Here is a 26,429-nt window from a genome sequence, read left to right on the forward strand (position 1 = left end):
TCACACGTGCGGAGCGAGAACAGTGCGCGTGTGGATAAGTGCCACGACCATAGCTACGTGTGGATAAGTAGCCTCGTATTCGCGCCCTACAGCAAGGACTGTCATGCCGTTCGGATCCATCCGTAGCGAAATGAGAGATCCGTCAATGGTGCTGATCATTGAACAGCCGGCGAGTTTTGCTCCCTTGCGGCACAGGTTTGTTCGAACCGTGTTCTGTTCGATTTGTTCTGCGATCTGAGCCGGCATGCCACACACGTTGAAGCAACCGTTGTGGAGCCCGTATATCAGCCTGTCGGAAATATAGGGGCAGTGAACGCATCATTCTTAGTCGATGCGCCATCGAAGACCCTGTCATTCTTCCCGCAAAGATGCGAGTGTGAAGCGTTGTGGGCAAGATTGAGTTATGCACGCACTTTTCGCTGGCCTGACGACGCTTGACGTCATCCATGCCCTCGACCACGAGCCAAATATTGCCACCAAAACAACCTCCACGGATCATGTGATGGCAGCGGGAGGCCCGGCAACGAATGCTGCGGTTACCCTTTCCGCCCTTGAGAAAGCCGCGGGGTGTGCGAGGGGGGCAGCCTCGTCGATCAGTCTGCTGAGCGCCATCGGTGAGGGGATGATTGCCAGCGTGATCAGCGCGGACCTCGCCAGCGCCGGCGTGCATCTGCTGGACGCGACCAGCGTGGATTCAGCGCAGAAGACGCCCGCGATTTCCTCCATAGTTGAGCACCCGGGTGGCAGGATGGTTGCTTCCACCAATGCGCGGATCGACATCGACGTGCACGAGGCCACCCACCTGCTCGACTCTGTACTGGTCCAGGACGGAGCTCCGGACGTTGTCCTTATTGACGGCCACAATCCTGCGATTGCCGACTGCGTGTTGCGGGTGGGGACACTGGGGGAGCCCGATCCTGATGAGGATCCTTTCGCGCACCTAGAAGCCAAGCCGTTGCACCAACGGATCCTTGATGGTGGGTCGTGGAAGCCGTGGCTCGCCCCGTTGCTGGGGTTCGTTGATATTGCGGTGGTGTCTGCTGACTTCTGTCCTCCGTTGCTGAATGAGCCGACCGGACCCGAGGTTGCCAGCTTCCTCGCCGGTTTCGGAATTACGCGGACGATCCGCACGCGAGGATGTGAATCGGTGCAGTGGTATTGGGATGGGCGAGAAGGTGAAACCGAGGTTGATCAGGTGGATGCCATCTCAACCCTGGGTGCGGGCGACGTTTTCCACGGTGCGTTCGCGTGGGCGGTGGGCAGATTGCACGTAGCTGATGTGCCAATGCCCAAGGACCCGAGTGACTTGATTCGTTTTGCGTCGCGTATCGCCGGGTTCTCGACGACGAAATTTGGTACACGTTCGTGGTGCGAGGCACCGGAAGTGGTGACCGCGGTCGAGGAGTTCCTCGGCTCGTTTGCCTCAGGTGTGGTCAAATCCTCGCGTTAGGTGTGGCTAAATCCTCGCGCTCTGATACGTATTTCCATATGGAAACCGCAGTAGTTCGCCATTTGAGGCCGGTGTTGTTTGGGTGGGGCGCTAAACTGTCGATGCCGGATTTTTCGGTGTTAACTCAACGGGGTCCAGACACGCCGACCTTGCTCCGTGCAGTCACGCTAGCGACGAACTACGGGCACCCACCGGGTCGCCCATTCGAGCGATGGAGCATCTAGGGCCTCGACCTTTTCACCCATGCCAAATGATGCATCAGAGACGATTTCAACGCGCGAGCCGTCGGGTAGCAGGTGGAACACATCCTGCGTGGCGGCAAGCAGACCGAACTCGGCGTCGACGCTGTCATGGATCACCAAGGTCGGCTGTTCCAAGCCGGCCAGAAGCTTGTCCGAATCGGTCAGCGACAAGTCGATCAGCGTCTGCTTCGAGATAGTGAACTGTCGGCGAATCGAGGGTGAGTCGTCAGCGATTGTGGTAGCGCCGATCTCTTCCAAGTCACGCAACTGGTCATCAGAGAAAATCTGTGTCCAATCGACCGACATGGGACCAAGCGATGGTGAGGACAAAACGTAGGCGAGCACATTGACCGGCCGAGCTGCTAGCGCCACCGTCGCGCCGAATGAATGCGCATGAATGAGTTGGCGAGCAAACCCCTGGTCGGCAAGCCAACCGGACGCTGCACGCAGGTCCTCAACCTCAGCGTCCAGGGTAATAATTTCGTCGCCGGACTCACCGTGACCCGAATAATCGAACTCGAGCGTGGCGTAGCCTGCCGCGCGGTAGAGACGAGCAAGACGATCGAAATGCTCAGCCGAGTGACGATCAGCAAGGAACGAATGCGAGAAGAGAACCGCTGCGTCACCAGTGTCAACGGGGTTAATGAACGTCCCCGCCAGCGAAACGCCACGAGGGGTCATGATTCGGATCTCACTCACGCACTCCAACGTAGTGGGAATGGAGCAATCAAGCGACCCCAATCCCGCTAGGTGTACGTTTGTGAACTTCTCAATTGTGATCGTTGATTGGATTGTTCTGCCTGTAGGGTTGAAGTAATCAGATCGCGTCGGTTTTTCGCCGAGCGTCACGACAAACAGGAGTTTTCATGGGAACCAGGTTTGGATTGCTTCTTGGTCTTGGAGCCGGCTACGTGCTGGGCACGAAAGCTGGTCGCGAACAGTACGAGAAGATCCGCAGTGGCGCATCGAAACTCCGCCGATTCCCGGTCGTCGCAAAGCCCCTCGATGCAGCGGGCGAAAAGGTGTCGGACATTGTCCGCGAGCAGGGGGAGCGCGTCACCGACACGGTTGCTGACGTTGTGAAAGAGCGACTCTTCGGTGCTCCGGCAACTCAAACTCAGCCGGCTCCTGTCGTCGACGATGACATCGAAATTCACGTCGTCGGTCGCGAAAATGGCTGATTCTTATTCGTTCTCCCCTTCTTGAACGAATAGTGAAAGAACGTTACGGAGTCATTGAATGACTAACGCGTATCCCACCCCGCAGCCTCCGAAGAACGTTTCGAAAGCACAGATCAAGCGCTGGCGTCGCCACCTTGCTGACGAACGCATGGAAGCGCGCACCTATCGCTCCCTCGCAGAACGCCGTACCGGCTCTGAACGCGAGGTTCTTCTCAAGCTTGCCGAAGCTGAACGCAGACACGAGGAATACTGGCTGTCCCTGCTAGGAGATAAAGCGCTTCCAGCGCCTCGTCCGCGCCTTCGCACTCGCCTTGGCGCGTGGCTTGCGCACATGTTCGGCACCATTTTTATTCTGGCTATGGCCCAGCGTGCCGAACAGCGCACCACTTACGACGCCGACGATGATGCGACGGCTCAAATGGCCGCTGACGAGCACATTCACGGCGAAGTGATCCGTGGGCTCACTGCTCGCTCCCGTGAAACTCTGGCCGGAACTTTCCGCGCCGCAGTCTTCGGAGCAAACGACGGCTTGGTTTCGAACCTTGCCCTGGTGCTGGGTGTGGCCGCAACCGGAATGGAACCGCACCTCGTCCTCGCGACCGGCCTTGCTGGTCTGCTGGCCGGCGCGCTCTCCATGGCAGCCGGTGAATGGGTCTCCGTCACCAGCCAACGTGAACTGCTCGATGCATCGATCCCCGATCCCGAAGCACACCAAGCTGTCCCGGACCTCGACGTTGACGCGAACGAACTGGAACTCGTGTTCCGTGCTCGTGGCGAAAGTCCCGAAGAAGCGCGTGCTCACGCCATAAAGGTATTCACCCAGGTCGCCCGCCCCGCCGGCTCAGAGTCCGGTGTCATCGCGGTGCGTGCCGCACTCGAAGGCGGGCTACCAGCTCACGCTGGCGCCACCGAACAGGTTGGTACACCGTGGCAGGCAGCGGCCTCGTCCTTCTTCTTCTTCGCGATCGGCGCTTTCTTCCCCCTGATTCCCTACCTCTTCGCTCTCTCCGGTCTGACAGCAATCGCCATCGCCGCCGCGATCGTCGGTGTCACCCTGCTCTGCACCGGCGGAGTCGTCGGTATCCTCTCTGGTCAATCGCCCGCCCCTCGCGCGATTCGCCAGCTGGCAATCGGCTACGGTGCTGCGATTATCACCTACCTGCTGGGCCTAGCATTCGGCACCGCGATCGCCTAGTACGCGCAATAGACGATGCCCCGCAGGAAACCAGACGCCTTCCGCAGCGGACCCCCAACCAACAGATCCGTATCCGTCCGCGTCTCACAATGCGCCTCAGCATGCGTCGTCTGGTGAACACGCGCGCCACGGAAAGCCAAGATAGTCCACAATGTCCGTGTGCTTGAAACCCTCAACCATGCGTTACCGGACCTGTTTCGCGCCATCGACCTGATTGGCGTGCTGCTGAATGGCATCATCGGTGGTCGACTGGCGCGCATGAAGCGCTTTGATGCCGTCGGTTTTGCGGTCCTCGCGATTATGTCGGCGCTCGCGGGTGGCATGCTCCGCGACGTTCTGCTCCAGGTGGGGCCTCCGGTTGCTTTAACTGACCCCTTTTATTTGGGGACGGCACTGCTGGGTGCAGCGATCGCGATGCTCTGGAAGCTGGACTCACGTCCGTGGCGTGCTGCCCTGCTGGTCGCCGATGGAACTGTGCTTGGATGTTGGGCAGCAACCGGCGCGTTGAAGACTCTCGACGCGGGGTTTGACGTTCTTCCCGCGATCATGCTGGGCATCATCACCGCAGTTGGTGGCGGTGCAATCCGTGATATTTCAGCCGGAAACGTCCCCCAAGTTTTTGGCGGGAACAACCTGTACGCGACGCCGGCGTTCGCGTCCGCTGTGATTACGGTGATTTTCTGGAAGTACGATCTGCCGATCATCGGAATGCTCGCCGCAACGATTGTCGGCATGGGCTTCACTGTTTTATCCCACTGGCGTCAGTGGCAGCTTCCCCAAGCGGGGGACTGGACGCTGACGGTCACGTCGTCACAGTTGCGACGCCTGATGTCACCGGCAGCAAAGAAAGCTCTAGCAACGGCAGTTCTTGAGGAACAGGCTCAAAAGGCGAATGAAACTCACGAACAGTCGACGGGATCTTCAGATTCTTCAGGGAACACTCCCAGCTCTGATTCAACGAAAGGCGCATGAAAACCATGAGCTCACCGGCAACGACCGCCCCTAACACGGGCGGCGAAGCAACGATGCCCGTATCGGGGCCTCGTAAGACATTCAAAACGCGCCACCTGTCGATGATGGCGTTGGGCAGCGCGATCGGCGCCGGTTTTTTCCTCGGCACCGGCGTCGCGGTCTCGGAAGCGGGCCCGGCCGTCCTGGTGTCTTACGTTCTTGCGGCATTGATTGCCGTGTCGGTGATGTTCGCGCTGTCGGAGTTGGCAAGCTCCCTGCCGTCGACCGGTTCCTTCTCCACCTATGCCGAGGTAGGTATCGGCCGCTGGGCAGGTTTCACGTCCGGCTGGTTGTACTGGGCGATGCTGGTGATGGTGCTGGGTCTCGAAATTACGGGTGCGGCAGCGATTTTCGTCAGCTGGTTCCCATCGGTTCCGCAGTGGGTTGTGGCTCTGGCAATCGTTGTTGTGCTGGGTGGCGTGAATCTGATGGCCGCGCGCGACTTCGGTGAAGTTGAAGCGTGGCTTGCCGGCATCAAAGTCCTGGCAATCATTGTCTTCCTGCTGATCGGTATCGGTTTGGTGACGGGAATCGTTCCCGGTCGCACCGAGCCAATCGGTCAGACGATTCTGGGACATGGCGGTTTTGCGCCGACGGGTCTGGCGGGTATCGCGGTCGCGCTTCTTGCGATTATCACGTCGTTCGGCGGTATTGAGATCGTGACGATCGCTGCCGGCGAAGCCGAGAACGCGAAGGCCGCAATCTCCGCCGCAATTCGTTCGGTGATCAGCCGAATCCTGATCTTCTACGTCGGTTCGGTTATCCTGTTGATCTGCTTGTTGCGCTGGGATTCGAAAGAAATGTCGACCAGCCCGTTTGCCGCGGTGTTGAACATGGCAGGTATTCCCGCGGTCGGTGTGATCATGGAAGCGGTCGTTTTCGTCGCCCTCGTGTCCGCCTTCTCCGCGAATCTCTACGCCTCGAGCCGCATCGCCTACTCGCTGTCCGCGCGTGGCATGGGCATGAAGTGGCTGCTTGGCCGCGGTGTGTCTTCGTCGAAGATGAACGAGGCTGGCCACGCTTCATCGACCACCTCGGCTACCCTTGTGGCCGATGAGGAAGCGGAGTCGCTTCAGGACCGCGTAGCCACCGAAGGGGCGAGCGGTGACATTGCTGAAGGACGCACTCCTCGTCGAGCTGTCTCGGTCTCTATCTTCTTCGCCCTGGTGTCGGTGGCGTTGAACTGGTTGCTCCCCGCATCGCTCCTTGGAATTCTGCTGAACTCTGTCGGCATGGTTCTGCTACTGATCTGGGTTTTCATCTTGGTCGCTCAAATTCGCCTACACCCCAAGCTTGAAGCTGAAGGATCAATTGCCCTGCGTTCACCGGGCTGGCCCTGGCTACCTCGCCTCGTTATCGCGTCGCTGGTGTTGGTTGCCGGCCTGATGGCATGGAACCCCGAGGCCCGCCAGCAGCTGATCGCAATGAGCGTCCTGACGTTGATCATCATCGCGATCTACTTCATTCGTGAAGCTATGGCACAGCGTTCTGCGAAGTAGTCGATACACGCTGGTCAGAGAGATTGAGGCTCCTCCACTGAAAAGTGGTGGAGCCTCAATATGTCGAGGGGGCCTCGTACCTCGCAACAATCCGATTACTCGATGGTGGACGTGGCACCCAGATATTCGACCCAACGCTCGAAATGGTCGAGCACGTCGTGAGCCACCTGATCTGCCGTCCAGTCCATGATGTCGTAGCCTTGACCGCCACCGTGCGGGCGAACTTCAAGACGGACAGTCGTGTCATCCTCATCCGAGAGTGTGACACCAAACGTAGGAACCGGCATGACAACCATGCGCACCACGTATCTAAAGGACTCAGCGTCGATCGTTGCTCCCGAAATCGGGACATCAAGCAGGCGCGCAATCAGCTGTTCCATGACCTCAGGCGTCGCACTCACAACAAGAGAAGCTCGACCGAGGAAGCGACGATCGTCGTCGGGATCGTGAGCTTCGGGGCCTTCGATCACGATTTCAGAAACAAGCCCTTCTTCCTGCAGGCGCGTGCCAACCGCTTCAAGGGCAGGCACAACACGGTTGTCGAGTGCTCGCTTGGCGCGCGTCGGGCTGACGGCATCGAACGTGCGACTCAAGCGGTCCTGCCATGACAGTCGGACGCGACCGGCTGCCGTGCCACTCATCGAAATCAGGCCGGATGTGATGGTGCGGGTGCGCGCAGTTGCCTTCGAGGCCTCCGAACGCAACGCCTTCCAGAGGGCGGCTGCGATCAGGATAAGAACGAAGGAGAATGGCAAAGCCATGACGATCGTTGCTTGCTGAAGGATTGAAATACCACCCGCCAAAAGCATGGTGATCGTCAGAGCGCCGGTCAACGTCGCCCAGAAGACTCGAAGCCAGGCGACGCCATCCTGACGGTCAGGCAGGTTCCGCATCGACAGGTTCGCCATGACCAGTGCGCCGGAGTCGGAGCTGGTCACATAGAAAAGAACGCCGACGAACAGAGCAATCGCAATCAGGATTTTGCCAAGCGGGAGCGCGTCCAACAGGGCGTAGAGACCACCTTCGGGGGTGGCGTACGCGATCTTCGTGAACGCTACGTTACCCGAACGAATCAGGTCGATGGCGCTGTTGCCGAAGATGGACACCCACACCAGAACGTAGGTGAAGGGCAGGGTCAGCGTGCCGATAACGAACTGACGGATCGTGCGACCGCGCGAAATGCGGGCCAAGAACATGCCAACGAATGCGGCCCACGTAATCCACCATGCCCAGAAGAACAGGGTCCACGCGTTCATCCACTCATCGGGGCGCTGGTAGGGGAATGTCTCCAAAGTGAGGACGGGGAACTGCGTGACAAAGTCACCCACGTTCGCGACCAGCGCATCCAGAAGGAGCGTCGTGTTTCCGGTGATCAACACCCAGAGGGCAAGGAACATCGCCAGGAAGACATTGATCGACGAGAGCATTCGAACGCCCTTGTCGACTCCGCTGACAGCGGAGACTGTCGCCATGATGACAGAAAGGGAAACGAGGCCGATCTGCGCAACAAGGCCCTGCGGGATCCCGAAGATGATCGTCAGGCCAACGTTCAGCTGGACAACACCAATACCAAGGCTGGCTGCGATGCCGAACACGCCACCAACAAGGGCGAACATATCGATGATGTCACCGAAAATACCGTCGACCTTATCTCCTAGAAGCGGGCGGAGAGTGGATCGAACGGTCAGACGATCGTGCTTGCGGTACGCGAAGTAGCCAAGGGCAATGCCAACAAGACCATAGAGAGCCCAGCCGGAAATGCCGTAGTGGAACAGTGTCCACGTCACGGCCTGTCGAGCAGCTTCAATCGTTTCACCTTCGCCTGTTGGGGGAGCAATGTACTGTCCAACCGGTTCGGCGATCGCGTAGAACATGATTGACGTGCCGATACCCGCGGCGAACAGCATCGCTGCCCACGAGAACGTTGAAAAGTCTGGCGTCGAGTTATCCGGACCCAACTTGATGTTGCCGAAACGGGTGAGGGCAAGAACGATGACAAAAACGATCGCCGCAGTGATCAAGAGAATGTAGAACCAGCCGAACCACTCACTGGTCCACGTCACCGTCGCGTCAAAAAGAGACTGCACCGTGTCGGGGGCAAAAATCGACGCCAAAGAAACAGCAAGAATGGCCACGGCCGAAATGCCGAATACCGTGACATTCAGCGAAGGTTCCACTCCCTGAACGTCTCCGGTCAGATCCGAGGTTTCAAGCGGCACAATTGGCGCTGCGTCACATGAGGATGATTCTGTTTTCGCTGATATGTCAGGCGAACTCATAGAGTGCTTTCGGTCGACGATGGGACACACGCGCCCGTGAAATGCACGTAAAAAGGCGCGCGCTTTTGTTCAGCGTTTCAACGATTCCCTATACCTGCAACTTTTTTGGCTGAAATCCCTCATTTATATGCGCAGTTCTCCCGCTAGATCATGGGCGTCGGAACCTGTTCATGTTAAATAACCCACACTTTTAGTTGCGATGGGGTGATACGGGGCAAACCTTGGCCATTCATCATTCCTGAGCGAGAATATCCGCGATTCCCTTTGCCAACTCGAAACCAGAATCGTCACGAAGATCCGTGTCAGGTTCTGCGGGGTCAGGTCGCTGAGTGGTTTCTTCTTCAAGCGTGACGTCGTCAAAGTCCATGAATGCAAGATCGTATCCGTCTGGCACATCGCAGGACTCGGTCCACTTCTTCAAACCATCCAACGTCGGTGCATCCGCGAAGGACCCCATTGTTTCCGTTGATCGAGCAGATGCAAGTAGAGCCATCGACACGGCCGCCTCGGGGGAAAGTCCCTGCATTCGCGCCCACACAAGAGCCGCGGAGAACGCGTGTCCCGCCGACGTCGTATCAATCGTCTTCGCCGGGGCTGCTGGAAGCGAGAACTCTTCGCCTTCAATAATGGCTGTTGCGCCCTGTGCTCCCTGCGTCACGATGACACCCGGAACATGCCATGCCAATTGGCGAGCGGCCTGACGCGCATTTTCTTTATGCGTGTAATTCATTGCTTCGCGCTCGTTCAGCGTGAAGACATCAACGTTATCCAAAGCGTCAAGGTCGGAGCTCTTCCACTGACCAGTTGAATCCCAACGGCACTCCGAGAGAACCCACGTTGGAGGAATCGGTGCTGCGGGCGGAGCTTCAAGCATGGTGATGGGGGGAACCGGATTCGAGCGCCACTTTTCCACGGTCTCACTGTTAGCTCCAAGTACATGGAGCTCTGCCACAAGCGCGTGAGGAGCTTGGCGAAGGGTCGAAAGCGATGGAACCGTCAGATCTCCAGATGTGGTGAGTGCGCGATCCCCGTCAAAACCAAGAGAAACCGTGATCGCCTGATGAGGCACACGGAGCGCATGGCTCAAATCAACCCGGCTTGTTGTGAGCATCGAACGAACAATGGCCCCGGCCTCGTCGATACCGATTGAGCACAAGAACTGAGTGTTTAGACCAAGGCGAGCAAGGGCAACAGCGCGATTCGCTGAGCCGCCGGGGGAGAAGGAAGATGCCGGCGCGATCTGTTCTTCACCAAGGCGAGGTTCGTGCTCCAAAGGGCCCATGACCAGCGCTAAAACAAGAGGACCGGCAACGCAGACGCGTGGCGCAGTATTTAAAGGTGACGTCATAATGAGTGGTCCTTGCATGCATGTAGAGACGATGGTCAATGCTGATGTAATCCTAGTCCGAAGCGGTATTTTCGGCCGTGAATAGAGCCTTAAGTAATGTCTATATAGACAAGTCTTTACCAAAACGTGACCATTTGTGACCAAATAGCAATGTCCACTTTATGGTCTGGGAAAGACTTTCACGGCGTGGCGGGTTAGGCTCGCAACCGTAACCCGCGACTGGACGTTACGGGTCTAACCCATCAATTTGGAGGAGTCTTTCATGAACCTCAAGAGGACATGGCTGGCAGTTCCGGCCGTTTTTGCCCTCGGTCTCGCGGCCTGCTCTGGCGGTGGCGACGCTAACTCAAGCGCTTCCGGCGTAGCTGCGGGCTCGTCGACCGGCATCATTTCGACCAACGGCTCCGAGCCGCAGAACCCGCTGATCCCGGCAAACACCAACGAAACCGGTGGCGGCAAGATCCTCGATGCCATCTTCGCGGGCCTCGTTTACTACGATGCATCCGGCGCAACCCATATGGACATGGCCGAATCCATCGAGCCGAACGAAGATTCGACCGTGTGGACCGTCAAGCTGAAGGAAGGACAGAAGTTCTCCGACGGCTCCGAGGTCAAAGCGCACAACTTCGTTGATGCATGGAAGAAGGGCGCATCCGAAGCGATGCTCTCCTCCTACTTCTACGAGCCGATCGCTGGCTCCGATGATGAAGGTGCCGGCGATCTGACCGGCCTCGAAGTCGTTGACGACTACACCTTCACCATCACCCTTAAGGCCCCGGCAGCTGACTTCTCGCAGCGCCTCGGCTACACCGCATACTTCCCGCTTCCGGACTCGACCCTGGAAGACATGGAAACCGGTGGCGAGCAGCCCATTGGTAACGGCCCCTACATGGTCGCCGAAGGCGGCTGGGAGCACAACGCTCAGATCCACCTGATCCCGAATCCTGAGTACAAGGGTGACAACGTTGCCAAGAACGGTGGCGTGGACGTTATCTTCTACTCCTCGCTCGATGCCGCATACCAGGATCTGCTCTCCGGCAACCTTGACGTCCTCGACGCACTTCCGGACTCGGCATTCGCCACCTACGAAGCAGACCTCTCCGGTCGCGCCGTGAATCAGCCGGCAGCAATCTTCCAGTCCTTCGCAATTCCGTTCGCCCTGGAACACTTCTCCGGTGAAGAAGGCAACCTGCGTCGCCAGGCAATCTCCTACGCGATCGACCGCGACACCATCACCGACACCATCTTCTCGGGTACCCGTACCCCGACCAAGGACTTCACCTCCCCGGTCGTCGATGGCTACAACGACTCGGTCCCCGGCTCTGAGGTCCTGACCTACAACGCTGACAAGGCCAAGGAACTCTGGGCAAAGGCAGACGCCATTTCCCCGTGGTCCGGCACCTTCTCGATCGCTTACAACTCTGATGGTGGCCACCAGGCATGGGTTGACGCAGTCACCAACTCCATCAAGAACACGCTCGGAATCGACGCCGTTGGCGCCCCGTACCCGGACTTCAAGTCCCTGCGTACTGAGGTCACCAACCACACCATCACCTCCGCCTTCCGTACCGGCTGGCAGGCTGACTACCCGGGCAAGTACAACTTCCTTGCACCGCTCTACGGCACCGGCGCCGGCTCGAACGACACCGAGTACTCCTCGGCCGACTTCGACGCCCTCCTGAAGAAGGCCTCCTCCGCGACCTCCACCGAGGAATCCAACAAGATCCTCGACCAGGCGCAGGAGATCCTCTTCAAGGACCTCCCGGTCATCCCGCTGTGGTACGCCAACGTCGTGGGCGGCTGGTCCGAGAACGTCGACAAGGTCGTGTTCAACTGGAAGTCCGTGCCGATCTACAACGAGATCACCAAGGCTGAGTGAGTCTGGCCAGGCGCTAGTCATCACTGACTACGCCTAGAGGACGTGCCAATGGTGGCGGGTGGGAGCTTTCCTACCTGCCACCATTGCGTTTGCAAGGCCTCGTCACCGCGCTCTCTTACCGTGAGTTTGGGCGGGGCCTGGTGAATCATTGATAATAATTCTGTTCTTTTTCTTACTGTCCATTTAGTGGGTGACGAGTTAATCAAACTCCCGTTTGCCGAGTTTTTACCCTATGATGGCGTAAGTGCGTCTTTGCCACAGGTGGGCTGTGCCCGCTTGCTTGCTAGTTTTCATAAGCAAGGCGGCGAAGACTCTAGTTCCTAACCACATCTCAAAGGACTGTCCATGTTGCGTTACATCGGACGTCGACTCCTTCAGACCATCCCGGTTTTCTTCGGAGCCACGTTCCTGATCTTCGCGATGGTGTACCTCATGCCTGGTGACCCCGTCGCAGCCCTTGGCGGCGACCGAGGGCTTTCTGAAGCTGCGTACGCTGAAATTGCTGCGAAGTACAACCTCGATAAGCCGTTCTGGATGCAGTACCTGCTTTACCTCAAGGGCGTGTTCACGCTTGATTTCGGTACGACATTCTCCGGACAGCCGGTAACCGCAGTGATGGCGCGTGCCTTCCCGATTACGGTGAAGCTTGCACTGTACGCCATGGCGATTGAAGCAATCCTCGGTATTCTTGCCGGCGTCGTTGCCGGTGTTCGCCGCGGTGGCATCTTCGACTCCACCATTCTTGTCTTCTCGCTTCTGCTGATTTCCGTCCCGACCTTCGTCCTCGGCTTCGTCCTGCAGTTCGTCCTCGGTGTGAAACTAGGAGTATTCCCGACTACAGTCGGTGCGCACGTCAGCCTTCAGTCGTTGACCATGCCGGCAATCGTGCTTGGTGGCGTCTCGCTGGCATACGTGATTCGCCTGACTCGCCAGTCTGTTTCTGAGAACGTGTCTGCTGACTACGTCCGCACCGCTCGCGCGAAGGGCCTGAAGGGTGGCACGGTTATGACCCGCCACATCCTGCGCAACTCGCTGATCCCGGTTGCAACGTTCCTTGGTGGCGACCTTGGCGCCCTCATGGGGGGCGCGATCATCACGGAAGGCATCTTCAATATCTCCGGTGTTGGTGGCACGCTCTGGCAGGCCATCGTCAAGGGCGAACCCGCCACCGTCGTTTCCGTGACTACCGTTCTGGTGCTCGTGTACATCTTCGCCAACCTTGTTGTTGACTTGCTGTACGCCGTGCTCGACCCGAGGATCCGCTATGAGTGATTACATTCCCTCCGCAAACATCGAACGCACCCGAACCGGTCAACGCCACTTCGTTTCCGATATCGACGAAACCGGTCTTGGTGCAGTTGACGCCGTTGCCGACGATCGCGCGCCTTCATCGCTCTGGGGCGAGGCATGGAAGTCCCTACGCAAGCGCCCGCTCTTCTGGGTGGCTCTGACCATCATCGTGATCGCGATCGCGATCGCAGCATTCCCGAACGTGTTCACCAGCCAGGACCCGCGTTTCTGCGAGCTTTCGAACTCGCTGAAGGGTCCGTCCGACGGCCACCCCTTCGGTTTTAACCGTCAGGGTTGTGACATCTACGCTCGCATCGTCTTCGGTGCCCGCGCATCCGTTTCCGTTGGTGTTCTGACGACCATCTTCGTCGTCATCATCGGTGGGGTGATCGGCGCGATTGCCGGCTACTTCGGTGGCTGGTTCGATGCTCTGCTCTCGCGTATTACCGATATCTTTTTCGCAATCCCGTTGCTCCTGGCAGCAATCGTCTTCATGCAGATGTTCAAGGAAAACCGAAACATCTGGATGGTTATCTTGGTTCTGTCCCTTTTCGGCTGGACTCAGATCGCGCGTATTACTCGTGGTGCCGTGATGTCGGCGAAGAACGAAGAGTTTGTCACCGCTGCCCGCGCCACCGGCGCATCAAAGGCTCGCATTCTCATGAGCCACATCATCCCGAACTCGATGGCTCCGATCATTGTGTACGCGACGGTTGCTCTGGGTACGTTCATCGTTTCCGAAGCGTCCCTGTCCTTCATGGGTATCGGTCTTCCGTCAACGGTCGTTTCGTGGGGCGCCGATATTTCGGCCGCACAGGCGTCGTTGCGTACGAACCCAATGGTTCTTTTCTACCCGGCTTTGGCTCTCGCGATGACCGTCCTCAGCTTCATCATGATGGGTGATGCGGTCCGTGACGCCCTCGACCCGAAGGCACGCAAGTGAGCGAAGAGAATATGACTACTCCGAACGAGGACGCCATCGAAGAGGCTATCAACACGATGGTGCTCGGCGAAGGCAAGGCTGATGCTTCTCAGACCGTTAGCGAATCGGCTGCTCCCGAAGAGGTTCACCCTGAGGACGCCAACCCGCTTCTGAAGATCACTGACCTTGAGGTCACCTTCACCACGTCGACCGGTATCGTTCCGGCTGTTCGTGGCGCAAACCTGACCATCTACCCCGGCCAGACGGTCGCTATCGTGGGCGAGTCCGGTTCCGGTAAGTCGACGACTGCTGCTGCGGTCATCGGCCTGCTCCCGGGCACCGGTAAGGTCACCGGCGGTTCCATCGAATTCGACGGTGAAGAGATCACGAACCTCACCACGAAGGAATGGGTTCGTTTGCGAGGCTCCGGTATCGGCCTGGTTCCCCAGGATCCGATGTCGAACCTGAACCCTGTTCTGCGCGTTGGTACGCAGGTCAAGGAAGCTCTTGTCGCCAATAACGTTGTTCCGAAGTCCCAGACTGGTGAGCGCGTGGCTCAGCTTCTTGAAGAGGCCGGCTTGCCGGACGCAGAGCGTCGCGCCAAGCAGTACCCGCACGAGTTCTCCGGCGGTATGCGTCAGCGCGTGCTGATCGCTATTGGAATGGCGGCTCGTCCGAAGTTGCTGATCGCTGACGAACCGACGTCCGCTCTGGACGTGACCGTTCAGCGTCGCATCCTCGATCACCTTGGTTCGCTGACCCGCGAACTGGGCACCGCTGTTCTGTTCATTACGCACGACCTTGGCCTTGCTGCTGAGCGTGCCGAACAGCTGGTGGTTATGCACCGTGGTCGCATCGTTGAATCCGGCCCCGCGTTGGAGATCCTGCAACACCCGCAGCACCCGTACACGAAGCGTCTTGTTTCGGCTGCTCCGTCGCTGGCGTCGGCTCGTATTGAGTCCGCTCACGCTCACGGTATTTCTGTGACGGAGGAAGAGCTGACGGGCGCAGGTAAGGGCGCAACGTCGACCGAGGAAATCGTTCGCGTTGAGCACCTGACCCGTGAGTTCGATATCCGTGGATCGAAGGGTGAGGCTAAGAAGCTGATCGCCGTTGATGACGTGACCTTCGGTTTGCGTCGCGGTACGACCCTGGCGGTTGTGGGCGAGTCCGGTTCCGGTAAGTCGACCGCAGCGAACATGGTGTTGCACCTGCTGTCGCCGACGTCCGGCAGGGTTTTCTTCGACGGCAAGGACACGTCCGAGATGAGCGACAAGGAGCTCTTTGCTCTGCGTCGTCGCCTGCAGGCAGTATTCCAGAACCCGTACGGTTCGCTGGATCCGATGTTCTCGATCTTCCGTATCATCGAAGAACCGCTCCGCGTCCACGGCTACGGCACGATGGCGTACGCCGAGCAGGAGTTTGCTCGTGCGATGGCGACCGGTCGCGAGCCTGAAAAGTGGATTTCGGCTCTGATGGAAGCAAAGAACGCTGGACGTTCTTTGACTGCCGCGGAGAAGAAGGAATTCAATCCGAAGCATCTGCGTATCGAGCGCGTGTCTGAGCTTCTGGACATGGTTGCTCTGCCACGTTCCGCGATGCGCCGTTACCCGAACGAGCTGTCCGGTGGTCAGCGTCAGCGTGTGGCCGTGGCTCGCGCGCTTGCCCTGAACCCCGAGGTCATCGTTCTTGACGAGGCAGTTTCGGCTCTGGACGTTCTGGTTCAGAACCAGATCCTGTACTTGCTGAATGATCTTCAGGCTCAGCTAGGTCTGTCCTACCTGTTCATCACCCACGACTTGGCGGTTGTTCGTCAGATCGCTGACGACGTGGTCGTTATGGAAAAGGGCAAGCTGGTGGAGCAGAATTCGACGGACGCGCTGTTCAATAATCCGGTGCAGGATTACACGCGCGAGCTGATCGAGGCCGTTCCTGGACGTCAGATTCAGTTGAACCTCTGAGGCTCGCCGATCGTGCGCCTGGGTGCGCACGAACCCAGTGAATAGTTGACGAGGCCGGGCGGAGCGACAAGGGTCGCTCCGCCCGCCTTGTTATATCGACGACCCTGATCGCGGTAGCTATGAGGCCTTACAGCCTGCTAGAACGCTTGCCATCTTTGATTGCTCAGCAGAGGTAATGGTGAGCCCCCACGTGTATTTCACGTTGATCTGCTTCGTGACGTAGGCGCACCGGAAGTCAGTGTTTGGGGGTAGCCACTTGTCGGCGGATGCTGCACCCTTGTCTTTATTCGTTTGACCGTCGACGGCTAACAAATTGTTCTGGTCGTTCCCGAAGCGTTGACGCTGGGTGTCGTCCCACTGCCACGCGCCCGACCTCCATGCGTTTCCTAACGCGACAACGTGGTCAATCTGTACGAGAGCGGATGTCTCCTGTCCGCGCTGGAAGTTGATCGTGGAACCTGTATACGGGTCGTCCAAGGTTCCCGTTAGGACAATGCAGTCACGTGTCTTCGGCTTATACGTCACGTTCGTGAGATCGCGCGCGAGCACGTCGTTCCGAGTATCGCACCCGTTATGGTCCTCGTCCGCCCAGGCGTGCCCGAACTGGTCGCGATCGTAGTCGGGTGCGTCATCATGATCGAGAACGGTGAGTGCTTTCAGTTGCCTCGCAGCTTCGCTGGGAGGCAGATCATCGACGGAAACTGAGTGGGGGACGAGGAAGCCAACATCGTTCCACAGGCGGCCGAGCATAAAACGGAACGAGGGAAAAACACAATACGACCCGATACAGATGATGATCAACGCGACCGCGATGTCACCGATGCGGAGGGCTCTTCCATGAACCCTGCCACGACCGCGTGACGAAGTACGTCGTTTTCCCACGTGCTGCGCTCCTTTCTGCGGGCTGATCTCAGTCGCATTGGCGAGGCGAGGTGCAAGTCCAGCAAGCATCGTCGGCGACTAAAGAAGAGTATGTGGTCCTTACTAGTGTGACGCACGCTGAGGACAAAGGGAGGTTATCCACAAGCAGGCGTCTACGGTGAAGACGACTTGAAGATTTCTTCGAGCCGGCAATTCCGGTGTCATCCATAAGGAGGTACGTGCAACCGTTGATCAGCGCACGATCATGCGTTAATAAGTGTGATCCCTACCATGTAGAAACCAAATTGCACAACGCGCTCAAGGCCGAAATTTTGCTTTAAATCAGCCCTTTGCGCTCCAACCATGAGCGAGCAATGGTAGCCGCCGGCGCGCCATCTTCGGTCGATTGACGGTTCATCTCCACCAGATCCGCGCTCTCAAGGGTCGCGGACACGCGATTGATCACGGCAGTCGCGGCCTCGTCGATTCGCGGGGAGACGATCGGCACCACGTGGGAGGCCAGGAATAACCCCTTCGGGTCCTCCAAGACTGTCAGATCTGAACCCGCCAGCGACGGGTCAGCCGAATAGATGTCGACCAGTTGCACGTCGCCGTCACGCAGAGCCTTCAGCGTGAGCGCGCCACCCGAGTCCTCGATCGGCGTGAACGTCGCGGTCACGCCGTACATGGACTTCAGTCCAGCCGGACCGTAGGGGCGCGTCGCCAACTCCGAATTGCCGCCGATCTTTACCGATCCCACGGATGCGAGGTCGCCGATCGTCGTCAGCGAGTGTTCGTTCGCGAACTCGGTCGTCACCACGTACGAATCCTGGTCGGCAGCAGGCGTGGCGTTCAGCACGCGCAGTCCGTCCGGCAGAGTGGCGCTCAGAGCCTCGTACACCTCGTCTGCGCTGGTCTGCGTCGCATCGGCATCCAAGTACTGCAACAGTGAACCCGTGTATTCGGGGAACACGTCGATCGCGCCCGCCTGAATTTCTGGCATGTAGACCTCACGCTGGCCGATGCGCAGTTCACGAGTGACCGCGAATCCGGCCTCCTCGAGGGCGATGGCGTAGGTTTCGGCGATGATTTCGTTCGAGTAATAGTCCTGCGATCCGACGATGATCGTCTCGCGCCCGTTCGATTGTGAGCTCGGGTCGAAGGTTGCTGCGGTCGCACACGCGCTGGTCGTCAGAGCAGTGGCGCCGAGCATTGCGGTGACAGCTTTGCGCTTGCGTTTTACCGCCGAGCGAGTCGCGACGCGCGCATTGCTTTCGTTCTTCGTTGTGCGTCGTCCAAAGAATCGACGAGGCCGCTCAGCGTTCTCAGTGCCTTCGCCATTCAGGCGCGGGTTGCGTGATGCTCGCACCCACAGGGCGTCCAGAATCAATGCGAGGGCGACAACCAGGATCGCGCCACCAATCATCTGCCCGTAATCGCGGGTTTTCAGACCTGTGTAGAGGAAACGACCCAGCCCAGCGTCCGCGGTGTACGCCGCGAGCGTTGCAGTGGCGACAACCTGCAGGGTCGTCGAGCGCAAGCCACCAATAATCAAGGGAAGCGCGGCGGGCAGTTCAACTTCGCGTACGACTTGCATTTCGGTCAGGCCGATAGCTCGAGCAGCATCCACCGTTGTCGGAGAGGCTGACCCGATACCGGAATACGTTGCTGACAGCATCGGAGGAACCGCCAAAATCAGAACCGCTAAGAATGGTGCTGACAAGCCAATACCCAGCCACAAGCCGATTAAAGTCAGAACACCCAGCGTCGGGATCGCTCGCGCCACCCCGAACGTCGCGCTCATTAGCGTGACAAAACGGCCGGTGTGCCCGATGTAAATACCAATTGGCAGCGCAATCAGACCGGCAATGGTGACAACGCCGACAGTCACGCCAAGATGTTGAACAATACGAATGAGGATCCCCGTGGACCCCGTCCAATGGCCACCAGCAAACAGCCATGTCAATGCATCCATGAGCAAGCTCATGCGGCCACCTCCGCCTTCAAACATGGGTTAGAAACAGGGGAGCGATGAGGCGCGGATCCCGGCCTCGTCCATGGGGTGAGCAGGGCGCCCACGGCGATGGTCAGCGCATCCAAAACAAGCGCGACCAGAACGGTTGCAACCAAGCCGGCGCATACCTCGGACACCAGACCTCGCTGGAATCCGTCGGTGAACAGCGTGCCCAGCGAGCGAATCCCGATGAACGCACCTACGGTCACCAGCGACACCGTCGACACAACGACCACGCGTACGCCCGCGATGATGACGGGCAAGGCTAGTGGGAGTTCGACTCCGATGAACTTACGCCATGAGCTCATGCCAGCGGCGTCCGCAGACTCGAGAACCGAAGCTGGCAGAGAGGTAAACGCATTCGCGACCTGACGGATCAGCACCGCGATCCCGTAGAGCGCAAGAACGATGATGATGTTCAGCTTGCTCCGGAGCGCAATTCCTACGATCACGGGGATCACAACAAGCATTGGCAGTGAGGGAATCGCATACAGCAACGACAGTGCGGTCAATAGTGGGCTACCCCAGCGCTTCGAACGCGTCGAAGCCCAACCGACCGGGATTGAAATGATGACCGCGGCCAGAATTGCTGGTATCGCGATGCGTAGGTGCGCGACAGTAAGCTCCCAGAGTAGTAAGTAGTTTTGCGACAGCCAACTCATCGGAGTTCGCCTTCCGGCAACAGGCCGAGCGGACGGCCATCCGGGTCAGAAACGAGTGTGCCTGCGGGCGTGGACTTCATACTCAGACGGCGCTGGCCGGACGACCCGACGAAGGACGCGACAAAGTCGTTCGCGGGGTTCGTCACGAGGTTCTCGGACGTGCCCACCTGCGCTAGGACGCCACCGGTCTGCAGAACAGCGATCTGGTCGCCGAGCATGAACGCCTCATCTAAGTCGTGCGTAACGAACAGGATGGTCGTGCCCACGCGGTCACGCAGGTCGCGGAGCTCCCGTTGCAGGTCGGCGCGAACCAGCGGGTCCAGTGCGCCGAAAGGTTCGTCCATCAGCAGAATGTCCGCTTCGTTTGCGAGCGCGCGAGCAACACCCACGCGCTGACGCTGGCCACCTGACAGCTGCGCCGGATAGCGTTTCGCGAGGCCTCGATCCAAACCAACCAGGTCCATCAGCTCTAGCGCGCGTTTCGCCGATTCTCTACGCGAGGCACCCTCAAGACGCGGAACCGTCGCAATGTTGTCAACAATGCTGCGATGTGGGAAAAGTCCAGCATCCTGGAGCACGTATCCGATCGAGCGACGCAACTTCACCGGGTCAACATCCGCAACATCCTGCCCGCGCACAACCACGCGCCCAGATGTGGGGGAGAGCATCCGATTCACCATCCGCATCAGCGTCGTCTTGCCCGACCCAGACGTGCCCAGCAGGACCGTCGTCGTATGAGGCTCAACGTGCAGAGAAACGTCATCCAACGCCGTCGTCCCGTTCGGGAACACGTGCGAGATGTGGTCGAAAGTAATCACCGAGATGTCTCCTTTCGACGAAGACATGGAAGAGGAGGTGCGCAGGACATTACTGACCCTGGACACCATTCAAGGGTCTACCGGTATGAACGCCAAGGCTTCCTAAGATATTCAACCAATGTCAGCGAGTTTTAGTGACCTTGCGCATCTTCACTGTGGGAATTGCATGAAAATAGCCGGTGAGTGCCCCGCAGGGGGCAGTCACCGGCTATTCGCTCTGTAACTGGCCTCGTCAATTGGTGCTTACTGGACGTGCACCGAGGCCGTAGTCGGACTGAGCCGACTTCGCGTCAATCACGCTTCAGTTGAAGGTGCCTTCCGACGCTTCGCGTAGGGTTCGGACTCGAGTTCCGTGCCAGCGGGAACCGATGCGGGCGAAACCTGTTCGAGGTTCGTACCACGGGCCTTCGAGATCCAGCGCATGAGGTGGTAGATGACAATCGCTGCAACGGAGCCGAGCGCAATACCGGAGAAGGTCATCTTGCCAGCAATCAGCGTGTAGTCGGCGATGGCGACAACCATGGCGACCGCAGCGGTGTTCAGGTTAACCGGATCGGAGAAATCAACGCGGTTCTGAACCCAGATACGAACACCGAGCATGCCGATCATGCCGTAGAGGATCGTTGCCGCTCCACCGAGGACACCGGCTGGGATCGTTGCGATGATCTGGCCGAACTTCGGCAGCATCGACAGGGCGAGAGCGGTGAAAGCTGCGACCACGTAAGCGGCGGTCGAGTAGACGCGGGTTGCGGCCATAACGCCAATGTTCTCGGCGTAAGTCGTCGTACCGGAGCCACCACCGAAGCCTGCGATCATCGTGGACAGGCCGTCGGCGAAGAGTGCGCGACCGGTGACATCATCCAGGTTCTCGCCGGTCATTGCGGACACGGACTTCACGTGACCGATGTTCTCAGCCATGAGGACCAGGACAACCGGGACGAACAGGCCTATCAGCGACAGGTCGAAGGCCGGGGCGCGGAACGCCGGGGCGCCAACCCAGTCGGCGTTTGCGATGGCGGAGAAGTCGACCTCGTCACGGATGCAGGCGGTTGCGTAGCCAATCAGAACACCGATGAGGATCGCGAGGCGACCGATGATGCCCTTGAATAGGACCGTGATCAGCAGGATCGAAACGATCGTGACGGTTGCGGTCAGCGGGGCGGTCTTCACGTTGTTCCATGCGCTAGGCGCAAGGTTGAAGCCGATCAGGGAGACGATTGCGCCGGTCACCACCGGGGGCATCAGCTTGTCGATCCAAGCAGCACCCGCGAAATGAACGATCAGGCCGATGATGAAGAGCGAGCCACCGGCCATGATGATGCCACCCTGTGCCAGGGAAGCAAGATGGTCGTCGATGGTCTGGCCACCGCCGGCAACGTAGCCGGTCACCGCGCCGATCGGTGCGATCAGCGCGAAGGACGAGCCGAGGTATGAGGGAAGGCGTCCGGCTGTGATGAGCAGGAACAGCAGGGTTCCGAAGCCGGTGAAGAAGAGAGTTGTTGACGGGTCGAAGCCGGTCAGCAGTGGAACGAGGAAGGTTGCGCCGAACATTGCAACAACATGCTGAATGCCGATGCCGATTGTTCGAGGCCACGTGAGTCGCTCGCTGGGGGAGACAACCTCGCCGGGGGCAATGGAAGTGCCGTCACCGTGCAGGGTCCAGCGGAAGAAGCCACGGGAATTATCGCTCATGGAAGAGCTCTCCGATCTGATCAGTTGATGGGCAGGGCCGTTTCACCGGTCAGAACACCAGATTAGCCCGCAGTGATATTGCGCCGGTAGTTTGGCGTCCGTTCTGTGACCGGATAGGCGCGAAAATACAATTTGGTGCAAGGTTGGGACTGCGTATTTTCATCTGCGGTGTGGTGACGAGGCTCCTTGCGGATCGGCAGTCTTCATTCTGAGAATTGTTAGACCATTTCCAAGTCTTTACCTATCCTTGACGTATGAAACCTCTCTTGCTGGTGTCGACACGTCCCGAAGACGTTGAAGTTGAAGCGGAATACCGTTCGTTTCAGCGAACGACCGGCCTAGCAGAAACCGAGCTTGAACAGGTCAGACTCGACATGCTCGGTCTTCCTGACATTGATGTTGAGGCCTATTCCGGCATCATCGTTGGCGGATCTCCCTATGGGACGACAACGTCCGACGTCCACAAGTCGGCGACGCAGAAGCGCGCTGAAGCTGAACTGTTCCACCTTCTTCACGATGTGACGACCGCTCACGTTCCCTGTTTTACAACCGGGTATGGAACGGAAGTTGCGGCTGTTCTGATGGGTGGTCAGGTGACGACCAGGTGGGCTGAGCCCGCGCAGATCACCGAGATTTATATGGTTGCCGAGCATGCGGATGATCCGATCTTGGAAGGGGTTTCCCGCACGTTCTACACCTATGTGAACCACACAGAAGCCGTTGAAGAGCTCCCCGAAGATGCGGTCTTGTTGGCGAAATCGCTGACCTGTCCCGCTGAAGTCATGCGGTTTTCAGACAACTTCTACGCGACGCAGTTCAATCCGGAAATCGATTCCGATGCGATTCGTGCTGCCCTTGAACGCTATGAAGATGCGGGTTATCCGGGCACCGATGATGTGGAATCGCTGATGCTTGCCGGGCGCCTAGGGGCGTGTGACCATCAGGCGGGCAAGCTGGTTCGCAATTTCGTTCGCCTTTTTGGTGCGTGACCTATCCCATTAGGGTGTTCGATGTGCTGAGTTAGCATTTTTAGACCGTTTCAGCCTAAGATAAGCAAGCGCACTGATGTGCATGCTGGAGGATTCGCCTAGTGGCCTATGGCGCACGCTTGGAAAGCGTGTTGGGTGCAAGCCCTCGGGGGTTCGAATCCCCCATCCTCCGCGGTTGTCCCGTCATCCTTTGGGTGGCGGGACTTTTGTTTTTCCGAATCGCCTTTGTGTGGTGGCATGTGTAAACTGGGGAGCGATCCTCCGTGTGACGGTATCATCTGAACCTCCCCAGGGCCGGAAGGCAGCAAGGATAAGGGTGCGCTGCCGGGTGCGCGGAGGGTCCTTTTGTTTTCCGCTTATATTCCGCACAGGCGCGGAATGGGAAGGAAAACATGACGAACGCTCCTTCGCAGCATCGCTCGTGTGATCCTGCTCGACGTATCTGACTCAGATCGCGCCGACTACGCGTTGAGAGGGTGCCTCGTACCCCGTTTTCCGTACGCGAAAAGCGCGCGCGATGGTGGTACGAGGCTCCTTCTTTATGTGGTTTCGGTCATTCACAGGGAGACTAAAATAGGAATAAATGGCTTGAATTAGCCCGCAATGGACTATTGATGTGATGCAAGCCCCATCTGTGAGTTTGTCATTGCGGGACCTCGCGCGTAAAGTTGTTTCCAGCCAAACGGCGATGCGCTCGTAGCTCAATGGATAGAGCATCTGACTACGGATCAGAAGGTTGGGGGTTCGAGTCCCTTCGAGCGCGCAGCGGCCCCCCTCGGTGCGATCCACCGGCGGGGGTTCTGCATTTCTAGTGACAATCCGCTCAGTTCCAACGATTTTACGTTGAGCTGATCGGATTTTCTATTTCTACTGAATGGGCTTTTTGGGGCTAATACCCAAATGTGTGTCTTTTGCCGGGCGCGTCGGGGTGGTAAAATGTGTCTCCTAGTAGTATCTAGAGGCTTCAGTTAAGGACTCTGGATATTTTCTTAATATGGGGGCGTCCTAACCGCTGAATAAAGGCTGGTTGAGTCGCTTCTTTCCGCATAAACCTGAGTTACGGGGGAGTAATGGCAAAGGTTAGCACTTCGAAGGTAGCCAGCTGGTCGCTTAGATTCCAGAAAACATTTGGTGCGATTTTAGCGGCTGTGGCGCTGGTAATTGCACTTTTGCCTGTTTTTACGGTCAGTACCGCTCACGCGGATGTCCCGATTTATTCCCCTGGCAACGCCCTGGGGGAAAAAAAGAGTGTCAGCGGGAGGGTCTATTTCGATCGCAGCGGTAGCCGCTCGTATATGGAGCCAGATGATAAACAGGGCGCTTCCGATGGCGACGTAGGGCTTGCCGGAGTTAAGGTCTACGCACAATGGACTGATTACAAGAATCGAAGGCAAAAAGGCGCCTTGTCGCCGGTCTACTATACCCAGGCTCGGCCTGACGGTACCTACGTTATCCAGCTACCAGATTGGACAGATGCATTTGGCACGGTTCACAAATGGGAGGCTACGTTGGGTCAGACCCTGCGGATTTGGACAGATAATCCAGATTCCAGCAAATATACGCTTGCCTTTGTCGAAGGCGATTCCACCTTTGGCGGTCAGGGGGATCGCTATCGGGGTACTTGGAATGGAGTGGTTGGGGCTAATCTTGCTGAAAACTACAATATCGCTTTCCAAGAGCGCCCCCAGTTTAATCAGATGTTCCCGGCTGAAAACACCTGGAAGCAGAGCAGTCGAAAAGGGGGCGGTGGCGACGTTACCGGTCAAGTCTGGTATGAAGAGCGGGAAAGTGTAGGAAGTTCTGAAGCCGTTCCAACTTTTAATGCTGGCTTCGGTGAAGTGAAAATTCCAGGGGTTAGGGTAGTTGGCGCTTATGTTCAAGATGAAGTAGCCCGCCGCTTTGACCAATGGAAAAAAGGCCATAAAAACTACAAGCGTGACGAGTTCAAGGCAGCGCAACGTGAGATTATGAAAGCCTATGAGGCTGAAACCGGTAAATCCGCGATTGCTGAAACCGTTTACGACACCACCGATGCAGAGGGTAAATATCATCTGCAGTTCCAGGGGCTGTGGGGAAATAGCTACAGTGCCAAAGGAATTATGAATGCCGGTACCTGGGGAGAATTGGTTCCCGAGGATGCAAATGCTTCTTGGGCTAAGGCGAACCTGCGCAGTCGCCACGTAAACACAGAATATATGTATGTCGCTCCTGAACTTCCGAATGGTGTTGGCGGCTCGCTTAACAACTTCCGTGACAACATGTACCAAAACGGTTTGAACTGGGGTCCAAATGCATCTACTGGTGCGATATCAAACGTCGAAAACGTGAACTTCGCCCTCCGGATAGAGGGACGTGATTTCCATATTGAAACCTATGACCAGACCACAAATCCGGCAAAACCAGGCGATACCGCTCCTACCAAGGCTACCGGTTTCGTTCCAAATAACACCTATGACATTGTTTGGACTGATGGTGACGGTAATGAGGTAAAGACTTGTAAAACCCAGGCGTCTAACCTCGGAGTTGTGAAGTCCTGTGACTTCACTGTTCCGGCTGATCTTGACAAAGATGAGCTTTATACAGCGTCCATCTACGCTGAGAATCAACGTGACCGGGCGATGGCGAAAGACATTTTCGCTGCCAAGGTTACGCCTGAATATCAAGCAACGACCATCGATTTGGATAAGACAGCCACGGTAGCGGCACCGACTAACAAGGAGAACGGCACTACGCCTCCTGCTGATACGACTTATGCCGCTGCTGCTGCCAGTGATGTTCCTGCCTCCCTGCTTGAGGGCGTGGATCAGACCAAGGTTGCAGTTGGTCCTCAGGCCTGGGCGAAGGTTAACTCTGATGGCACCATTGCTCTGAATCCGACGACTGGCAAGGTGAACCCAGGTAGCTACCTGATTCCGGTCAAGTTGACATACGGAAAAGGGAAAGACGCCCTCCAGAGGGTGATTCTGGCGCCGGTTACCGTCAAAGAGTCGGATTCTGATGGTGATGGTACTCCGGATGCTTCTGATAAGTGTCCGAAGATTGCTGGCCCGTCTTCTAATAGTGGTTGCCCGGCTTGGGGTGATGGTTCTGGTGATCCGGGTACGGATGTGATCCTGGCTAAGGATCCGAAGAATGG

20 protein-coding genes, 2 tRNA genes, 1 other RNA gene and 1 pseudogene are annotated in these 26,429 nt (G+C 57.8%); 14 read left to right on the top strand and 10 right to left on the bottom strand.

What is annotated here, in order from left to right; all coding sequences use genetic code 11:
• Nucleotides 1-246, bottom strand: a complete 246-nt coding sequence (locus HMPREF9241_RS02305; protein ID WP_006680672.1) for a hypothetical protein — start codon at nucleotides 244-246, stop codon at nucleotides 1-3.
• A gap of 157 nt (nucleotides 247-403) precedes the next feature.
• Here HMPREF9241_RS02305 and HMPREF9241_RS02310 point away from each other — a divergent pair, with 157 nt between their 5' ends.
• Entirely contained in the window at nucleotides 404-1,450 is a 1,047-nt protein-coding gene (locus HMPREF9241_RS02310; protein WP_006680673.1) for a PfkB family carbohydrate kinase, read from the top strand.
• A 167-nt stretch (nucleotides 1,451-1,617) separates the two neighbouring features.
• Here the strand turns inward: HMPREF9241_RS02310 and HMPREF9241_RS02315 are convergent, their stop codons facing one another.
• Nucleotides 1,618-2,391: an alpha/beta hydrolase gene (locus tag HMPREF9241_RS02315; RefSeq protein WP_040318355.1), complete on the bottom strand. Its 774-nt coding sequence runs from the start codon at nucleotides 2,389-2,391 to the stop codon at nucleotides 1,618-1,620.
• 167 nt (nucleotides 2,392-2,558) lie between these two features.
• Between HMPREF9241_RS02315 and HMPREF9241_RS02320 the strand changes: the two genes are divergently transcribed.
• The 4 genes from HMPREF9241_RS02320 to HMPREF9241_RS02335 all read left to right on the top strand — a co-directional run bounded on the left by HMPREF9241_RS02320 (nucleotide 2,559) and on the right by HMPREF9241_RS02335 (nucleotide 6,578).
• Entirely contained in the window at nucleotides 2,559-2,873 is a 315-nt protein-coding gene (locus HMPREF9241_RS02320) for a hypothetical protein (protein ID WP_006680675.1), read from the top strand.
• 58 nt (nucleotides 2,874-2,931) lie between these two features.
• Nucleotides 2,932-4,068, top strand: coding sequence for a VIT1/CCC1 transporter family protein (locus HMPREF9241_RS02325; RefSeq protein WP_006680676.1), 1,137 nt, complete (start codon nucleotides 2,932-2,934; stop codon nucleotides 4,066-4,068).
• Between the two features lie 159 nt (nucleotides 4,069-4,227).
• Nucleotides 4,228-5,040, top strand: coding sequence for a trimeric intracellular cation channel family protein (locus tag HMPREF9241_RS02330; RefSeq protein WP_006680677.1), 813 nt, complete (start codon nucleotides 4,228-4,230; stop codon nucleotides 5,038-5,040).
• Nucleotides 5,037-6,578 (top strand): amino acid permease, encoded by a 1,542-nt coding sequence (locus HMPREF9241_RS02335; protein ID WP_006680678.1) that lies wholly within the window; start codon nucleotides 5,037-5,039, stop codon nucleotides 6,576-6,578. The genes HMPREF9241_RS02330 and HMPREF9241_RS02335 overlap by 4 nt, the downstream gene beginning before the upstream one ends.
• Nucleotides 6,579-6,673: 95 nt before the next feature.
• On the opposite strand, the gene betT is transcribed toward HMPREF9241_RS02335, so the two are convergent.
• A complete protein-coding gene (gene betT / locus HMPREF9241_RS02340) occupies nucleotides 6,674-8,857 on the bottom strand; it encodes a choline BCCT transporter BetT (protein ID WP_040318356.1) in 2,184 nt (727 codons plus the stop codon).
• Between the two features lie 232 nt (nucleotides 8,858-9,089).
• Nucleotides 9,090-10,205 carry a carbohydrate kinase family protein gene (locus tag HMPREF9241_RS02345; RefSeq protein ID WP_006680680.1) on the bottom strand — a complete coding sequence of 372 codons (1,116 nt, stop codon included), beginning with the start codon at nucleotides 10,203-10,205 and terminating at the stop codon, nucleotides 9,090-9,092.
• 262 nt (nucleotides 10,206-10,467) lie between these two features.
• On the opposite strand from HMPREF9241_RS02345, the gene HMPREF9241_RS02350 reads away from it, so the two are divergent.
• From HMPREF9241_RS02350 to HMPREF9241_RS02365, 4 genes are all read left to right on the top strand, one after another.
• A complete protein-coding gene (locus HMPREF9241_RS02350) occupies nucleotides 10,468-12,084 on the top strand; it encodes a peptide ABC transporter substrate-binding protein (protein WP_006680681.1) in 1,617 nt (538 codons plus the stop codon).
• A 345-nt stretch (nucleotides 12,085-12,429) separates the two neighbouring features.
• Nucleotides 12,430-13,356 (top strand): ABC transporter permease, encoded by a 927-nt coding sequence (locus HMPREF9241_RS02355; RefSeq protein ID WP_006680682.1) that lies wholly within the window; start codon nucleotides 12,430-12,432, stop codon nucleotides 13,354-13,356.
• Nucleotides 13,349-14,317 carry an ABC transporter permease gene (locus HMPREF9241_RS02360; RefSeq protein ID WP_006680683.1) on the top strand — a complete coding sequence of 323 codons (969 nt, stop codon included), beginning with the start codon at nucleotides 13,349-13,351 and terminating at the stop codon, nucleotides 14,315-14,317. The genes HMPREF9241_RS02355 and HMPREF9241_RS02360 overlap by 8 nt, the downstream gene beginning before the upstream one ends.
• Nucleotides 14,314-16,257, top strand: a complete 1,944-nt coding sequence (locus HMPREF9241_RS02365) for a dipeptide ABC transporter ATP-binding protein (RefSeq protein ID WP_424133812.1) — start codon at nucleotides 14,314-14,316, stop codon at nucleotides 16,255-16,257. Before HMPREF9241_RS02360 ends, HMPREF9241_RS02365 begins: the two co-directional genes overlap by 4 nt.
• 117 nt (nucleotides 16,258-16,374) lie before the next feature.
• On the opposite strand, the gene HMPREF9241_RS02370 is transcribed toward HMPREF9241_RS02365, so the two are convergent.
• The 6 genes and pseudogenes from HMPREF9241_RS02370 to HMPREF9241_RS02390 form a co-directional block, all read right to left on the bottom strand.
• Entirely contained in the window at nucleotides 16,375-17,139 is a 765-nt protein-coding gene (locus HMPREF9241_RS02370) for an HNH endonuclease family protein (RefSeq protein WP_006680685.1), read from the bottom strand.
• A 316-nt stretch (nucleotides 17,140-17,455) separates the two neighbouring features.
• Entirely contained in the window at nucleotides 17,456-18,331 is an 876-nt protein-coding gene (locus HMPREF9241_RS02375) for an ABC transporter substrate-binding protein (RefSeq protein ID WP_040318470.1), read from the bottom strand.
• Nucleotides 18,332-18,502: 171 nt separating this feature from the next.
• A pseudogene (locus HMPREF9241_RS08980) lies at nucleotides 18,503-19,129 on the bottom strand (ABC transporter permease); the annotation flags it as partial.
• Nucleotides 19,102-19,794, bottom strand: a complete 693-nt coding sequence (locus tag HMPREF9241_RS02380) for an ABC transporter permease (RefSeq protein ID WP_006680687.1) — start codon at nucleotides 19,792-19,794, stop codon at nucleotides 19,102-19,104. The gene HMPREF9241_RS02380 and the pseudogene HMPREF9241_RS08980, both read right to left, overlap by 28 nt.
• Complete coding sequence (locus HMPREF9241_RS02385; RefSeq protein ID WP_006680688.1) at nucleotides 19,791-20,612, bottom strand: ABC transporter ATP-binding protein; 822 nt, start codon at nucleotides 20,610-20,612, stop codon at nucleotides 19,791-19,793. The genes HMPREF9241_RS02380 and HMPREF9241_RS02385 overlap by 4 nt, the downstream gene beginning before the upstream one ends.
• Nucleotides 20,613-20,906: 294 nt before the next feature.
• Nucleotides 20,907-22,304 (bottom strand): uracil-xanthine permease family protein, encoded by a 1,398-nt coding sequence (locus tag HMPREF9241_RS02390; RefSeq protein ID WP_006680689.1) that lies wholly within the window; start codon nucleotides 22,302-22,304, stop codon nucleotides 20,907-20,909.
• A gap of 254 nt (nucleotides 22,305-22,558) precedes the next feature.
• Between HMPREF9241_RS02390 and HMPREF9241_RS02395 the strand changes: the two genes are divergently transcribed.
• The 5 genes from HMPREF9241_RS02395 to HMPREF9241_RS09380 form a co-directional block, all read left to right on the top strand.
• The gene (locus tag HMPREF9241_RS02395) at nucleotides 22,559-23,293 is read left to right on the top strand and encodes a glutamine amidotransferase-related protein (RefSeq protein WP_006680690.1); all 735 of its coding nucleotides are present in this window, start codon (nucleotides 22,559-22,561) and stop codon (nucleotides 23,291-23,293) included.
• Nucleotides 23,294-23,380: 87 nt separating this feature from the next.
• Nucleotides 23,381-23,465 (top strand) — tRNA-Ser (locus HMPREF9241_RS02400).
• Nucleotides 23,466-23,545: 80 nt separating this feature from the next.
• Nucleotides 23,546-23,641: signal recognition particle sRNA small type (gene ffs / locus HMPREF9241_RS08985), an RNA gene on the top strand.
• 342 nt (nucleotides 23,642-23,983) lie between these two features.
• Nucleotides 23,984-24,056 (top strand) — tRNA-Arg (locus tag HMPREF9241_RS02405).
• Between the two features lie 307 nt (nucleotides 24,057-24,363).
• On the top strand, nucleotides 24,364-26,429 hold a 2,066-nt coding region (locus HMPREF9241_RS09380), incomplete at its 3' end, for a Rib/alpha-like domain-containing protein (RefSeq protein WP_006680691.1).

This window comes from Schaalia turicensis ACS-279-V-Col4 (assembly GCF_000296505.1).
Lineage (GTDB): Bacteria > Actinomycetota > Actinomycetes > Actinomycetales > Actinomycetaceae > Pauljensenia > Pauljensenia turicensis_A.

Coding starts and splice junctions, on each gene's coding strand:
- HMPREF9241_RS02305 (WP_006680672.1), bottom strand. CDS start 246: ATGCCGGCTCAGATCGCAGAACAAATCGAACAGAACACGGTTCGAACA.
- HMPREF9241_RS02310 (WP_006680673.1), top strand. CDS start 404: ATGCACGCACTTTTCGCTGGCCTGACGACGCTTGACGTCATCCATGCC.
- HMPREF9241_RS02320 (WP_006680675.1), top strand. CDS start 2,559: ATGGGAACCAGGTTTGGATTGCTTCTTGGTCTTGGAGCCGGCTACGTG.
- HMPREF9241_RS02325 (WP_006680676.1), top strand. CDS start 2,932: ATGACTAACGCGTATCCCACCCCGCAGCCTCCGAAGAACGTTTCGAAA.
- HMPREF9241_RS02335 (WP_006680678.1), top strand. CDS start 5,037: ATGAAAACCATGAGCTCACCGGCAACGACCGCCCCTAACACGGGCGGC.
- betT (WP_040318356.1), bottom strand. CDS start 8,857: ATGAGTTCGCCTGACATATCAGCGAAAACAGAATCATCCTCATGTGAC.
- HMPREF9241_RS02345 (WP_006680680.1), bottom strand. CDS start 10,205: ATGACGTCACCTTTAAATACTGCGCCACGCGTCTGCGTTGCCGGTCCT.
- HMPREF9241_RS02350 (WP_006680681.1), top strand. CDS start 10,468: ATGAACCTCAAGAGGACATGGCTGGCAGTTCCGGCCGTTTTTGCCCTC.
- HMPREF9241_RS02355 (WP_006680682.1), top strand. CDS start 12,430: ATGTTGCGTTACATCGGACGTCGACTCCTTCAGACCATCCCGGTTTTC.
- HMPREF9241_RS02360 (WP_006680683.1), top strand. CDS start 13,349: ATGAGTGATTACATTCCCTCCGCAAACATCGAACGCACCCGAACCGGT.
- HMPREF9241_RS02375 (WP_040318470.1), bottom strand. CDS start 18,331: ATGCTCGGCGCCACTGCTCTGACGACCAGCGCGTGTGCGACCGCAGCA.
- HMPREF9241_RS02380 (WP_006680687.1), bottom strand. CDS start 19,794: ATGAGTTGGCTGTCGCAAAACTACTTACTACTCTGGGAGCTTACTGTC.
- HMPREF9241_RS02390 (WP_006680689.1), bottom strand. CDS start 22,304: ATGAGCGATAATTCCCGTGGCTTCTTCCGCTGGACCCTGCACGGTGAC.
- HMPREF9241_RS02395 (WP_006680690.1), top strand. CDS start 22,559: ATGAAACCTCTCTTGCTGGTGTCGACACGTCCCGAAGACGTTGAAGTT.